This is a genomic window from Streptomyces sp. NPDC090032, from assembly GCF_044748025.1.
GTDB lineage: Bacteria > Actinomycetota > Actinomycetes > Streptomycetales > Streptomycetaceae > Streptomyces.
This window is the reverse complement of sequence record NZ_JBIVFF010000002.1, coordinates 76,851-90,846: the sequence shown is the minus strand read 5'-3', so window position 1 is coordinate 90,846 and position 13,996 is coordinate 76,851. Positions and strand designations below refer to the sequence as shown.

Annotated in this window: 10 protein-coding genes and 1 pseudogene; 5 read left to right on the top strand and 6 right to left on the bottom strand. The window is 69.1% G+C overall.

Going from position 1 to position 13,996, the window contains the following annotated elements; genetic code table 11:
* Window positions 1-98 precede the first annotated feature (98 nt).
* The 3 genes from ACIPWY_RS04115 (at window position 99) to ACIPWY_RS04105 (ending at window position 2,641) form a co-directional block, all read left to right on the top strand.
* Window positions 99-1,256 (top strand): sensor histidine kinase, encoded by a 1,158-nt coding sequence (locus tag ACIPWY_RS04115; protein WP_401532178.1) that lies wholly within the window; start codon window positions 99-101, stop codon window positions 1,254-1,256.
* The gene (locus ACIPWY_RS04110) at window positions 1,253-1,909 is read left to right on the top strand and encodes a response regulator transcription factor (RefSeq protein ID WP_362905301.1); all 657 of its coding nucleotides are present in this window, start codon (window positions 1,253-1,255) and stop codon (window positions 1,907-1,909) included. Before ACIPWY_RS04115 ends, ACIPWY_RS04110 begins: the two co-directional genes overlap by 4 nt.
* 324 nt (window positions 1,910-2,233) lie before the next feature.
* The gene (locus ACIPWY_RS04105) at window positions 2,234-2,641 is read left to right on the top strand and encodes an ATP-binding protein (protein WP_362905303.1); all 408 of its coding nucleotides are present in this window, start codon (window positions 2,234-2,236) and stop codon (window positions 2,639-2,641) included.
* Window positions 2,642-2,707: 66 nt separating this feature from the next.
* Here the strand turns inward: ACIPWY_RS04105 and ACIPWY_RS04100 are convergent, their stop codons facing one another.
* Window positions 2,708-3,358, bottom strand: a complete 651-nt coding sequence (locus tag ACIPWY_RS04100; protein ID WP_362905353.1) for a response regulator transcription factor — start codon at window positions 3,356-3,358, stop codon at window positions 2,708-2,710.
* 276 nt (window positions 3,359-3,634) lie between these two features.
* Between ACIPWY_RS04100 and ACIPWY_RS04095 the strand changes: the two genes are divergently transcribed.
* Window positions 3,635-4,906, top strand: a complete 1,272-nt coding sequence (locus ACIPWY_RS04095) for an alpha-L-fucosidase (protein WP_401532177.1) — start codon at window positions 3,635-3,637, stop codon at window positions 4,904-4,906.
* Here the strand turns inward: ACIPWY_RS04095 and ACIPWY_RS04090 are convergent, their stop codons facing one another.
* Complete coding sequence (locus tag ACIPWY_RS04090) at window positions 4,907-5,704, bottom strand: helix-turn-helix domain-containing protein (RefSeq protein ID WP_393703200.1); 798 nt, start codon at window positions 5,702-5,704, stop codon at window positions 4,907-4,909. It lies immediately after the preceding gene.
* 508 nt (window positions 5,705-6,212) lie between these two features.
* Between ACIPWY_RS04090 and ACIPWY_RS04085 the strand changes: the two genes are divergently transcribed.
* On the top strand, window positions 6,213-8,423 hold the full coding sequence (locus ACIPWY_RS04085) for a sulfatase-like hydrolase/transferase (protein ID WP_393703202.1): 2,211 nt from the start codon (window positions 6,213-6,215) through the stop codon (window positions 8,421-8,423).
* Window positions 8,424-8,458: 35 nt separating this feature from the next.
* Here ACIPWY_RS04085 and ACIPWY_RS04080 read toward each other — a convergent pair.
* The 4 genes and pseudogenes from ACIPWY_RS04080 to ACIPWY_RS04065 all read right to left on the bottom strand — a co-directional run.
* Window positions 8,459-8,572 (bottom strand): annotated as a pseudogene (locus ACIPWY_RS04080) (SUMF1/EgtB/PvdO family nonheme iron enzyme); the annotation flags it as partial.
* A 71-nt stretch (window positions 8,573-8,643) separates the two neighbouring features.
* Entirely contained in the window at window positions 8,644-10,137 is a 1,494-nt protein-coding gene (locus ACIPWY_RS04075; RefSeq protein ID WP_393703204.1) for an HAD-IA family hydrolase, read from the bottom strand.
* A gap of 117 nt (window positions 10,138-10,254) precedes the next feature.
* Window positions 10,255-11,421 (bottom strand): hypothetical protein, encoded by a 1,167-nt coding sequence (locus tag ACIPWY_RS04070; protein ID WP_393703206.1) that lies wholly within the window; start codon window positions 11,419-11,421, stop codon window positions 10,255-10,257.
* Window positions 11,422-11,492: 71 nt separating this feature from the next.
* On the bottom strand, window positions 11,493-13,895 hold the full coding sequence (locus ACIPWY_RS04065; protein WP_393703208.1) for a polysaccharide lyase 8 family protein: 2,403 nt from the start codon (window positions 13,893-13,895) through the stop codon (window positions 11,493-11,495).
* Window positions 13,896-13,996: the final 101 nt, after the last annotated feature.

Sequence of the window (13,996 nt, the reverse complement as noted above, 5' to 3'; positions counted from 1 at the left end):
CTCCACGCGGGTCCGTGGCACCGGGACGGGACAGCAGCTGGGTCGTGCGCAGGCGGCCCGAAAGGGTGAGCCCGGTGGTTCTGAAATACGGTGACGATATGTCCGTACCGACGGGATCCCGCTGGTCACCTCAGCGCGTCGATGCGATGGTCACCGCGCTCGTCGTCGCGCTCGGCGTCGTCGACTCCTGGGTGAAGCCGTACAGCGGGCTGCTCACGGGCCTACCGACGCCTGTGATCGCGGTGGTATCCGGATCCGTAGGTGCCACGCTGTGGTGGCGACGGCAACGGCCGCACCTGGTCGCCGTCGTCGTATTGATCATGCACGCGGTCGCCTTCACGCCGGCGGCACTCGCGGTTGCCATGTACACCATCGGCAGTGTGGACAGGCGGCTTCGCGTCCTGGCCGGGTTCGCCGCGGCCGGATTCGTCGCAGGTCTGGCGGGAATTCGAGGCGGTATGCCGGATGCCGGTGTGCGCGAGGCGGCGGACTCGCTCGCACTGATCATCGGTCCGCTCGCCGTCGGGTACGCGGTGGGCGTTCGGCGCGATCTGATGGCCTCGGTGCAGGCGCATCTCGCCGACCTGGAGCGCGAGAACCAGCTGCTGGACGAGCGGGCCCGGGCCGAGGAGCGGGCCGAGATCGCGCGCGAGATGCACGACGTGGTGGGGCACCGGGTCAGCAACATCGTGCTCGCCGCCGGGGCCCTGCAAGTGGGGGATGTGGGCACAGAGCCCGAGGTGCGGCGTACCGTCGAGCTCATCAGGGCCGATGGCCGCCAGGCGCTGGAGGAGCTGCGCGGGGTCCTCGGTGTGCTCTCCCAGGCCCACGTCACCGCCGCACAGGCGCCGACGGAGCCGCAACCGGACTCCGGGGAGCTCCCTGGCCTCGTCGCCCATGCGCGGGAGCGCGGACAGCTTGTGGAACTGCACGTCAACGGCTACCCCGAGACCCTTCCGCCGCCCGTGCAGCGCGCGCTGCACCGCATCGTGCGGGAGTCCCTGACCAATGCGGCGAAGCACGCTCCGGGTGCCCCGGTCCTGGTATCCGTGGACTGTCGCAGGGACGGTCTCCATGCCGAAGTCTCCAATGCCGCACCCACCGGCCGGCCGTCGTCGGACCTGCCCCGCGGCGGGCACGGCCTCGTCGGCCTGGCCGAGCGCGTCGAACTCCTCGGCGGCACACTCACAGCAGGGCCGCACAAGGGCGGCTTCCAGGTCTCGGCCGTCATCCCCCACCGCCGAGGAGCACCATGACCATCCGCGTCCTGCTCGCCGACGACAACGAGATCACCCGCCGCGGGCTGCATTGGATCATCGACGCCAGCCAGGACATCGAAGTGTGCGGCGAGGCCGTGGACGGCGAGGAAGCCGTCGCACAGACCGTTGAGAAGCAGCCGGACGTGGTCCTTCTCGACATCCGGATGCCGAGGCTCGACGGCCTCGCGGCCGTCCACCGGCTGCTCGCACTGCCCGAACCGCCGAAGGTCCTGATGCTCACCACGTTCCACGAGGACGAACAGGTACGTGAGGCGCTGCGCGCGGGGGCGGCCGGCTTCCTGCTCAAGGACACCCCGCCCGACGCACTGTTGCGTGCCGTGCGTGACGTATACGCCGGGCACGCCGCGCTCGGCCCGCCGGTCGCCCGGCATCTCGTGGACGGTCTGACCCGGCGCGCCGCGCAGATCGACCCGGCGGAGCAGGCACGGGTCGCGACGCTCACCCCCCGCGAACTCGAGGTTCTGCGCCTGCTGGCCCGCGGGCTCACCAACATCGACATCGCCGGTGAGCTCGGCATGACCGAGGGGACGGTCAAGGGGCGCGTAACCGGCATCCTGGCGAAGCTCGGCGCGGACAGCCGCGTGCAGGCAGCGAGGATCGCCTACCGAGCAGGTCTGGATACGCCCTGACCACTGGCGATCCCGACGACCCGACGGGCATCACGTGCCTCCTCCGACCGAGTCGGGACCCCTCGCGGCCGGGACTTGACCTGTGCGACGCGAGGTCACGCCTTCGGCCCGCGGATGACGCCGGTCCTCCGGGGCCTGAACCTGCCCGAACCGCAGCCTGATGCCTCAGCCGGGCACATGACGAAAGTCATCCTGCTCGGTGACTCCAAGCTGACGCAGACCGGAGCAACTGCACACGGTTTGGCCCGTGTCGCGCCGTCACTCTGGAAGGGAAAGCAGGGGGCGATTCGGCTCATTCGGGCAGCTGAGAAACCTGGAGTTTTCATGAACGAACACAGTGGCGTCGCCGTCCTGCCGCGGCATCCCCGTGCGGCGGCCGAGGCGCGGCAGGTCCTGGAACAGACGGTCCCCGCCAACTGCGGGGAGACCGATATGGCCGCCCTGCTGCTGACCGAGGTGGTGTCGAATGCCATCCGTCACGCAAAGGGAGCGGCCATCGAGGTCTCCGTCGACTTCGACCGGTCGGCTGGTGTGATCACGGGCGCCGTCTTCGACACGGAACCGCTGATGGGTGCGGGTGCGCGGTCCAGCAGCGACCACACCGATGCTGAGGTGACGGACATGGAGACGGGGCGCGGACTGGACCTGCTGGACACCGTGGCGGGGGCCTGGGGGGTGGCGACCGCGGGGTGTCGCGGCAAGTGGGTGTGGTTCCAGGTTCACGCGGCGTGAGGGTGCACGGCTGTTCCCATCGCCGGCGGACGGCGGGTGGGTGGGCAGTGCGGGCAGTGTGGGCAGTCAGCATCCCAATCCAGCGCGGAAGGCCAGTCGTGCGGCCTGCACCCGGTTGTCCGCTCCGACCTTCGTCAGCAGCCGACTGACCTGATTCTTCACGGTCCCCTCGCTCACGTGGAGGGCTGCACCGATGGCGGCATTCGACAACCCTCGTCCGATGAGGCCCAGCACCTCTCGTTCCCTGCCGGTCAAGGCGTCCAGGGAACGCTGCTCCTGCTCTGTGAGCCGGACCGCGTGCTGGGCAAGCTGCTCCATGACCCGCCCGGTCACCGAGGGGTCGAGCGTCGCCCCTCCGGCCGCGATCAACCGGACCGAGCGCAGCAACTCCTCCGGCGGGGCGTCCTTGAGGAGGAAGCCGCTCGCTCCGGACTGAACTGCCTCATCCACGTACTCGTCTGCCGCGAACGTGGTCAGAATCAGCACACGCGGGGGTGCGGGTAGGGCCTGAAGCTCACGGGTGGCAGCCAAGCCGTCCATACCGGGCATGCGAATGTCGAGCAGTGCCACATCGGGATTGAGGCTGCGTGCCGCGTCCACAGCGCTGCGGCCGTCCCATGCCTCCGCAACCACGTGGATGTCGTCCGCCGAGGCGAGGATGTTGCTCAGCCCACGACGGACGATCTCACTGTCGTCGGCGACCAGAACCTGGATCACCATGAGTGACTGCCTCTCACACCCTCGACATGTGTTCACCCGGACCTACGACCGAATCGGCCTTTTGCGGTCAGAATATCCCGAATGGAATGGCATGGTGGCGGACCGGCCGAGGACCCGGCGGTCCACTCGGTCTTGCCCGTGGCTTCGACGACATCCACGCCAAGAGCAAGACCGGCAGCCCTCCCCATCAGGTTCGCGGACGAGGTGAAAATAAACCAGAAATGGTGATCGCTGCCCACGCGCCGACACACCACCGCTGCCTAGCGTGGGCACATGCCAATGCAGCCCTGGTTTTCCGACGCCAAGTTGGGCATCTTCCTCCACTACGGCATCTACGCCGTGGACGGAGTGCCGGAGTCCTGGTCCTTCTACACCGGGAAGGTCACACACGAGCAGTACATGAATCAGCTCGACGGCTTCACCGCCTCGGAGTACGACCCGAGCGCCTGGGCCGATCTGTTCGCCCGCGCGGGCGCGAAGTACGCGGTGCTCACCGCCCGTCATCACGACGGCGTGGCCCTGTGGGACACCGCTGAGGGTGATCTGAATGCCGTCCGCCACACTCCGGCGGGCCGCGACCTGATCGCCGGATATGTCGACGCGCTGCGCGAGCAGGACCTCAAGGTCGGTCTCTACTACTCGCACTCCGACTGGAACCACCCCGACTACGCGAGCATCAGGCACCCCGAGCCGCCGAACGGCGAGGTGTCCACCAACCCGTACTCCCATGCCGAGCCCGGCAAGGAGGACCCACAGGCCTGGGCGCGCTACATCGCGTACCGCGACGGCCAAGTGGGCGAACTCGTGGAGCGTTTCCAGCCCGACCTGCTCTGGTTCGACGGCGAGTGGGAACGCAGCGAGGAACAGTGGGGGATGCGGGAGCTGTCCGAGCAGATCCTCGCGGGCAACCCGGACACCGTGCTCAACGCCCGCATGCTCAGCTACGGCGACTACGCCACACCCGAACAGGGGGTTCCGCTCCAAGCACCCGATGGGCCATGGGAGTTGTGCCTGACCGTCAACGACTCGTGGGGCTACCAGCACCAAGACGACAACCACAAGTCGGTGCGTCAGCTGGTGCGCTACTTCACCGAGACGATCGGCATGGGCGGCAACCTCCTGCTCGACGTCGGCCCTCGGGAGGACGGGACGATCCCCGAGGAGCAGGTCGAACGCCTGGAGGGCCTCGGAGCCTGGATCGCCAAGCACGTCGACGCCGTGTACGGGACGGTCGCCGGCCTACCCGCGGGGCACCACTACGGCCCCAGCACGCTGTCCGCCGACCGGCGCACGCTCTATCTGGTCTGCTTCGACGCCCCTCGTGAGGCCGTCTCGGTCAGGGGGCTGCGCAACACCGTCGAGCGCGTCACCGTCCTCGGCACGGACCGGGAGCTCGGCCATCACGTCACCGGTGGCCTCGGTGAAGTCCCGGGAGTGACCTGGATCGACGCCCCGGACGCGGCCGACATCGACGACCAGGCCACGGTGCTCGCCGTCGAGCTCGACGGTGAATTGGACCTCTACCGCGGCACGGGCCGCGACTGATCAGCCGGTACCGGCGCGAACAGCCCTCGGCGACGCACCCAGTTCGCGTCGGCACGCCTTGTTGAAGGCCTGCAGATCGCCTATTCCGACGGCGGCCGCGACGGCGGGAATGGACAGTGTCGACTCCCGCAGCAGATGTCGGGCACGTTCCAGCCGACGTCGGCGGATGTAGGCGACAACAGTCTCGCCGTTCTCGCCCTTGAACAACCGGATGAGGTGGTTGTGCGAAATCCCGGCCACACGCGCCACCTCGGGAACGGTCAAGGGGCCCGCCAAATTGGACTCGATGTACGCGATGGCCAGGGCGACCGAGGGATGCGGCTTGGCCGTTCCTCCGGTAGCCGGTGCGGCCAGCTCTGCCACGCGCCACAGGGCAGCCCAAACCTCCGCGGCGGCTCGGGCGGAGCTGCGCGGCGCCGCCGCCATGGCCTGCTGCAACAAGTCGGTCAGTGCGGGGGTATGAGCGCCTGCGTCCTGCATGACGGGCACTGTCAACATCTCACCGGCGGACGGCAGTTCAAGGTGGGCGTACAGATGTTCCGAGCGTCCGCGGTAGTGGAAGTGCACCAGCGCATCGGGCGGCACCAGGCTGACATGGCCGGGCCTGACTTCGTGGACCACACCATCGACGGTCAGTTCAGCCTCGTACCGGTACAAGTGCAGCTGCCAGAGGTCCGGCAGCCGAAAGACGTCGCGTCGACTCGCGGTCCCGTGGACCCCCACCCCAAGGCTTGCCACACGAGGGGGCGCATCAAGGCCGATCTGTACATGTGTTCCGACCACGGCGCCTGCGCTCAAAGTGAATACCTACCAGTCAAGGAGAAGCCGACCGTGCCCAGCACAGCTCACGGAACAGGAACCGGAGGGATCTCGTGACCGGCCGTCCGACGATCCACCGACACCCTGAGGTGGCCCGCTGGCTCCGGATCCAGAGCTACGGATCCGGAGCCGCAACCGAACGGCCGGAGGGCGGCACGATCAGTACCACGTCCCGCATATGGACGACATCCGGGGCGCCTCTTGGGCGGCACTCGGTCGCGGACTTGCCCAACAGCATCTCATCACCAGCAGACTCTTCGGCTACATCCACGACAACTACCTGGGCCGCCGCGATGCCAGGCGAGCTGAACCGTGCCGGTGACGGCGACGGCGGCCGGGCCACCCACCCACGGGGTGCGGTGCGGCAGGCCACGGTGCCCCAACTGGCCACGCTCGGTGACGCCATGAGGTCTTCATGCTCTCGCAATGGTCTTACCCTCCACACCTCCCTCAGGATCTTCGACATAGCCGTCCGAAGGAGTCCCTGGTGCCAAGTCGCCGTCAGTTTCTTGCCGCATCAGGCGCCGCACTCGGTCTGAGTGCACTGCCGTCCGCCGCCGCGTCGGCAGAGGATCGCACGCGCCCGCGCCGGCCGAACATCGTGGTCGTCCTGGCCGACGATCTCGGCTACGGCGACCTCGGCGCGTACGGACAGCAGCTCATCCACACGCCCCGGCTCGACACACTCGCCGCCGAGGGCCTGCGCTTCACCCAGGCCTACTCGGCGGCCGCCGTCTGCGCACCGTCCCGTGCCTCGCTGCTGACCGGCCTGCACGGCGGGCATGCGCCCGTGCGCGAGAACCCCTTCGACGGCCCGCAGGACCCGATCGGTGACGGCGACACGACCTTCGCCGAGGTACTGCGGGCACGCGGCTACCGCACCGCGTGCATCGGCAAGTGGGGTTACGGTCCTGAGGAGGCCGACCAGCCGAGTCACCCCAACTCCCGTGGTTTCGAGGAGTTCTACGGGTACATCACGCACGGTCACGCCCATGAGTACTTCCCGACGTACCTCTGGCACAACGGCGAGCGGGTCCAGTTCCCCGAGAACGCCGACGGCAAGAGGGGCACGTACGCGATCGATGTGATCCAGGAACGCGCCAACGCGTTCATCACCGAGCACGCACACGAGCCGTTCCTCCTGTACCTCACGCCGAACGTGCCGCACGGGCCCAGCGACATCCCGGACGTGAGCGAGTACGACGACCAGCCGTGGAATGCCGCGAACAAGGGCCACGCCGCCCAGGTCACCCGGCTCGACACCCTCGTCGGCTCGGTCGTGGACACCCTGCGCGCGCTCGGCATCGACAAGGACACGCTGGTCCTGGCCGCGAGCGACAACGGCCCGCACGAGGAGGGCGGCGTCAACCCCGACCTCTTCGACGCCAACGGCCCGCTCACGGGCTACAAGCGCAACCTCTTCGAGGGCGGAGTGCGGGTCCCGCTGATCGCCTGGCAGCCCGGCACCATCAGCCCGGACACCACCGACCGGCCGACCCCGCTGATCGACCTGCTTCCCACCTTCGCCGACCTCGGCGGCGCCCCCGCACCACGCGACATCGACGGCCTGTCCGCCGCCTCGCTGCTCACCGCCCGCCCGCGCAGCGCCCCGCTGCACGGACACCTCTACTGGTACCGCAACGACCCCGGCTCGACCGCCCGGGCCAACACGGTCGACAAGGGCCGGATCCTCAAACTGGCCGAGGCGGTTCGCCGCGACGACTGGAAGGGCATCCGCTTCGCCCCGGGCCGCGACCGTGAGGTCCCGGACGACCAGTGGCAGTTCGAGCTGTACGACCTGGCCACCGACCCGGGCGAGACCACCGACCTGGCCGCCGCGCACCCGAAGGTGGTGACGGAACTGACCGCACTGCTGCGGGCGTCGTGGGCGGACACGTACGAGCGCGAGCGCTTCGGCGTACGCCTCGAGGCGCCGGAACTCGTCTTCCCCGGGCAGAAGTTCACGGTCACAGCAACCCTGGGCAACGCCTCCGACCGGACATGGACCAGCGTCGCAGTGCGACTCGGCGCGCCGGAGGGCTGGCGGCTGCGCCCCCTGACGGCGCGCGACGCCCACCGCCTCAGGCCCGGTTCGGCGCTGGAAACCCGTTGGGAAGTGACCGCGCCCCCCGGCCTCACCTCCGCCGGTACCTGGGCGCTGCGCGCCGAAGGTACGGCCCGGTACGGCCGCGACACGGTCCGCTACACATCCGCCCGTACGGTCGCCACTCCCCCGCCCGCGCCGGCCCAGGACGCCTACCTCAGCGACCTGACCTGGCTCTCGGCCACCAACGGCTGGGGCCCGGTCGAACTCGACACCAGCAACGGCAAGAAGCCGGCCGGCGACGGGACTCCGATCGCCTTCGGCGGCACGACCTACGCAAAAGGCCTGGGCGTCCATGCCCCCTCGGAGATCGTCTACTTCCTCGGCGCCAAGGGCGCCCGCTTCACCTCGGTCGTCGGCATCGACGACTTCTCGGCGCTGCAGAACGCCCGGGGAGGGGTCGTCGCCGAGGTGTGGGGCGACGGCACCAGGCTGTTCGACAGCGGCCCGCTCACGGCGGCGGGTGGCCCGCGCCCGGTCGATGTGGACGTAACGGGCGTACAGCTGTTGCGTCTTGTGGTGAGGGACGCCAACAGCGACGGCTCGTACGACCACACCTCCTGGGCCGCCGCCCATGTGCAAGTCCGCGACTGAGCGAGCTCCTGGCCGCGTCCGAACGCGGTCATCATGCGGAGACCGACGGTTCCGCCGGTGCTGTCGGGGGAGTTTCGGGTGCGGGCGGCGACGCGGTAGCGGTTGCAGTACGAGGCGGCGTGGCACAGGTACGAGCCGCCGCGCATCATCAGAGATCTGTCGGTGATCCGGGTCGGCCGCGGGAGGCTCCTACCGAGGCCGGCCGCGCTCCCTGTGTGCGTCACGAGGTGGGCGACAGTGCGCACGTGAAGGACCGTGCGAGCTCGTCCAGGCCGGTCAGAAGCTGTCGGCCCGGTGCTCGCCCGATGGATACGAACGACGGGACGACGGCGACTCTGCAGCCCGCCGCCTCTGCCGCTGCGACGCCCGTGGGGCTGTCCTCGACCGCGAGGCAGGCTGCCGGGTCGATCCCCAGCGCGTGGGCCGCGGCCAGGTAGGGGTCGGGGTGCGGCTTGGTGCGGGCGGTCTCGCCCGCGGCGATGGTGGTCGCGAACGACTCCGTGCCGAGCACCTTCAGTACCGCGTCGACGACGGGCCTCGGGGAGGCCGACACCAGTGCGGTCGGGATGCCCGAGTCGAGGAGGGTGTCCAGGAGGCGGCGGGCTCCCGGCAACAGCGCCGTGTCCGCCTCGACCGCGGCCAGGAAGCGGGCGTCGAGGTCCGCCGCGATGTCGTTGAGCGGACGCGCGGTGGCCGCGACGTGCCGCAGATACGCGGCGGTGTCTTCGACCGCGCGGCCGAGGACCTCCGGGGTGTCCGCGTCGGTGAGCGTGTGCCCGAGCTCGGCCGCGACCTCGCCGACCGTGCGCAGCCAGAGCGTCTCGCTGTCGACGAGGGTGCCGTCCATGTCGCACAGCACCGCCTGCGGGGCGGTGATGAAGGGCCTGCCGTCCAGGGTCCAGTGCGAGTCGGCGGGGCGGTCCAGGGCGGCGAACACCTGGGCGGCGACGTCCTCGTGGTGCAGGGTGCCGACCTGTGCCCCGGCCGGGATGTCGGGGCCGGCGCAGGCGATCCATGCGGTTCGTTCAAGGTCCGAGGGGCCACCGTGGCCGCCTTCGTCGCGATGGCCGTGGTCAGTGACGACGATGACGGTCCAGGCTTCGTCCGCGTACGAAGGGCGTGAGCGGACGGCGGTCAGGACCCGGCCGAGGCGCTCGTCGGCGCGGGCGATCGCCGCCGAGTAGGCCGGACCGCAACCCTGGATGTGACCCGTCTCGTCCACGGCGCCGAGGTAGACGAAGGAAGCCTCGGGGTCTTCGCAGGCCAGTACACGCACCGCCTCGGTGGTGATGAGCTCGTCGGTGTCGTCCCAGTCCTCGCAGGTCTCGGTGGCCGGCGCGATGTGCGTCAGACGGCTCGGGCCATGGAAGAGGGGGCCACCGTCGGCCACGGTCACCAGTGGCTGCCAGCCCGCGGCGACATAGGTGCGCCTACCGTCCTGGCGGGTCAGGCGGGTGGCGAAGTCGGAGAAGACACCGAGGCGGTTCCCGCTGAAGTCGTTGCCCCACACGGCGTGCTTGTCGACACGCACGCCGGTGACGATCGTGGCCCAGCAGGGTCCCGACATGGTCGGGGTGCCCGCGTCGATGGTCAGCGGCGCGAGGAAGCCGGCCGCCGCCACCTCATCGAGGTGCGGGGTATCCGCGGTGTGGAGTGTGTCGAGACGTACGCCGTCGATGCCGACGACAAGGACGCGGCGGGCGCCACCAGGCATGACTGATCCTTCCTCAGCGATTGGCAGTCGGTGGGTGAGCGGGTGGGTGGGCCGGTCGGCTCCTGCGCAGTGTGGCAGCCCGGAGGTCCGGGCGACGGGGTGTCTTTGCCGGTCAGCTCACTGGACAATGACGGCCCATCGGGTGTCGCTGAGGCCGGTGCGCAAGTGGAACAGGGCCGTGCTCCACGTCTCGGTCGAGGGGACGGTCAGGTTCAGGGCCGTGTTCCAGGTTGCGCCGGGCGCCAGGGCGGGGACGTCCCAGTACTGCCAGGTGCCGGAGATGCCCTGCGGGGCTCCGGTGAAGCTCTGCATCGTGGTGGCCGCGGTGGTGGTGCTCGAAGTGTTCTTGATGACGACCGGGACCGAGGTCGTGGCGCCGCGGGTCACCGTGCAGTTGCCGCTCGGCGCGGCCGCGGTGGCGGTCAGCGGACCGCTGCTGCCGGTGCCGGTGATGACGCCCATCTCGTACGAGTTCTGCGAGACCCAGTTGCAGGCGCCGGCGTCCGAGGCCGAGGGCTCCCAGACGACGGCGCCCTCGGTCTTCGCCTTGAGCTGGCTGAATATGAAGCTCCAGGTACCGCCGGGCAGATAGCCGCCGCCGATCGCGCTGGGCGCGATGTACGGGTAGATCGGCTGGCCCGGGGCGAGCGCGTGGTCGTTGGCGATGGCCTGGTCGAGCTGGGTGGACCAGCTGGACTCGGTCTCACCGCCGTCCCAGTACATACGGGGCGCGAAGAAGTCGAACAGTCCGTTCTGGTGGAGCTGTTGAGTGAGGCTGTTGTTGGTGGTCGACCAGTCGTACCCGTACATGCCGACGGGGTGGCCGGGGGCGGCGCTCTTGGTCCAGGGGATCAGCTGGTTCTTCCAGAGGTTGAACGCGTTCGTGGCCGCCTGGCCGGACAGGGCGGTGACCACGATGTCCTCGAAATCGAGCACGACCGGTGAGCCCGCTGCACCGCCGAACTGTCCCGTGCCCATGTACTCCTGGACCTTGGCCTGGTAGGTGGCCTGGGACGGAAGCGCACCGCCGTTGGAGTAGCAGCCGGCGCTGTCACAGGTGAACTTGAAGAAGTCGTAGACCACGGTCGACTTGACCGCGCCGAACTGCTGCAGACCGGGCGGGTTGGTCCCGCGCTCGTTGGTGTAGACGGTGAAGCCGGCGGCCGAGGCGGGAGTGACGAGGAACGGGGTGAGGGCCAGCGCCATGGCCGTCGCGACGAGTGCGGTTCGACGGAGCAGGGGGGTGACGATCGCGCTCATGACATTCAGCATCGTGCGGGGCATGCATCCTCCTACAGCGCGGGGGGAGAAGAAGCGGGCCCGCCGCCGACGACGGGCCCGCGGTTCAAGGGGGCTCAGGCCAGGCGGACGGTGATCTCCTGAGGGGCGCCGGCGGCGCCGGTCAGGTCACCGAAGCTGAGTTTCAGCGAGGAGCCGGTGGTGGCGCCGGTGAGTGTGGACGGCTTGGTGAGCACCTTGGAGACGCGCCGGTTCCAGGTGATGTCCAGTGAGGTGGCCTGGCGTGCCGGGTCGGAGACGACGATCGTCGCCGTGCCGTTGCGGTTCTCCCGGATCAGGACGGAGGCGGGGGCGCTCGTGGTGAGCTTGTCGACGGTTCCGGGCACCCAGAAGTTGACCGCGGTGAAGCCGAGCTTCGGGACCCGGATGCCCTGATGGTCACCGGTGTTGGACAGGATCTTCAGCCAGCCCTTGTCACAGGCGCGTTGGGCGGTGGCCCTGGCGCTGGCGCCCGGCATGAGGATGTAGGCGTAGTCGCCGTCGGTGGGGTCGGTGCCGTGGTCGGTGAACAGGGTGAGATAGCGGCGGGTGATCGGGTCGGCGGGCCCGCCGGTGTTGATGTCCTTCCAGGCGCCGGTGCGTTCCTCGCGGACCGCGCTGATCTTGGCTCTGACGGGAAAAACGTAGCCGGCCTGTCCGGCTATGTGCGCCCACTCGGCTCGTGTGAAGGTGGCGGTCCACCCCTGAGTGGTGGGCTGGGACTTGCCGTCGACCGTCAGGGCGGGGGTGCCCGTGGTTCCGAGGTGGCGGTTGTCGACGGTGGTCTCGACGGCGTAGCCGTCGGTGGAGGTGATGCCGGCGCCGAGGCAGACGATGGAGTCGTCGAGCCAGAACCAGGACTTCTTGGCGTTCATGGTGCTGGACAGGCCCTTGAGGTGCTGGCCGGTGGCACCGTACTCGCCGTCGGTGGTGCCGCCGACCCAGGCCGAATCGGGCCTGGGGCCACCCCAGTTGCCGCCCTCGCCGTCGGCGAGGGGCTTGCGGGATGCGGTGATGCCGGGCAGGCGGTAGGGGTCGACGGTGGGCCAGTAGGCGTCGGAGTACTGCTCGTTCCCGAAGTCGCTGCCCCACCAGGACAGCCACCCGGCGCCGGTGTGGTAGCCGCGGGCGTGCTCGCCGTTGCCGAACTCGTAGTGCGAGATCCGCTTGGAGGCCATGGAGATCGAGGCGGCCCAGTCGCGGCGGCGATGGGTGGCGCGGTCCATGTTGTGGAAGAGCCGGTGCTCGACCGGCTCTGGAGCGGCCTTGACCGTGGTGTCGTCCTGCAGTGACTGCAGCAGCGATGCTCTGATCAGGCTGAGGCCCGGGTTCTTCAAGGCGGTGCTGTAGTAGTCGCGCTGCATCCAGCCCTTGACCATGGCCCGCCAGCGGGCGTTCTCCTCGGCACCGGCACCCTGGCCGACCAGCAGGATGCTCGCCATCATGCCGTGGGCGCGCAGGTGGTCGTTGCTTCCGTTGCGGCTGATGCCGCGCGCGGAGACGTTGTCCATCATCAGGCCGTTGTAGATGAACGGTGCCACGGCCTTCTCGACGGTGTCGAGGAAGAGCTGTGTGTTGGGGTCCTTCAGCTCCCAGCTCGATCCACGCAAGAGCGCCAGCAGGCGCCCTACACCGTCGTGGAGCACCGAACCGTAGCCGCCGATGTAGGGGATGCTGGTGTGCTGGATGAAGGAACCGTCGGTGTAGAAGCCGTCGCCGGAGGTGACGTACGGGAACACCGGAGCCAGCGCCTTGGAGGCAAGGGCGATCTTGTCCGGGTTCTTGCCGACGATGCCGCGCAGGATGACGCCGCGGCACAGATCGACGCGGTTGGCGCCGGTGCTGGTGCCGCTGTACGAGGCGAAGACCGAGTCGGGGACGAACTTGTCAACGGCCTTGCAGTAGTTGGCGATCTGCGTCTCGGAGAGGGCGTCGTACAGCAGCACACTGGTGTCCATCAGCGACTGAGGGGCACCGATCTGGAAGTTCCACCAGTTGCCGTACTGCGTGGCGTTCTCGTTGAAGACGTCTGCGTACAGGTGGTCGAGGCCGCTGAGGACGGCGTCCCTGAGCGCGGTGTCGCCGGTGAGCCCCGTGCCGGGCTGCACATACGCCTGGGCCATGGTGTTCAGCCGGGAGTAGCTGTCGTTCATGTTCGCCGAGAAGGTGTAGGACTCCGCGTCGGTGTCCGGATCGGGATCGGCGTAGCTCCGGTCGGGCCACAGGGAACCGTCGGCCGGAGCCATGCTGGACAGGTAACTCTGCGCGGACGTGCCGATGTTGGCGAGCAGAGTCCGGTAGGGCTCCGCCGTGGGAGTGAAGCCCGTGCCGAGGATCAGGTCGCGCCATGTGCCACGCAGAGCGGCGTACTCGTCGTCGGCTGCGAAGACCTGTCCGGTGGTGGTTCCCATGATGCCCAGTGCGAGGGCGGAGGCGGTGGATGCCTGCAGGAAGCGGCGGCGGGACCAGGTGGATGGCATGGGAAGAGACCTCCGGATGACGGGCAACGCCGGGAAGACCGCTGAGGGCCTGCGAGTGCAGGGGTATGTAATACCCCTGCGCGCCAGGAGGACAATGCTTT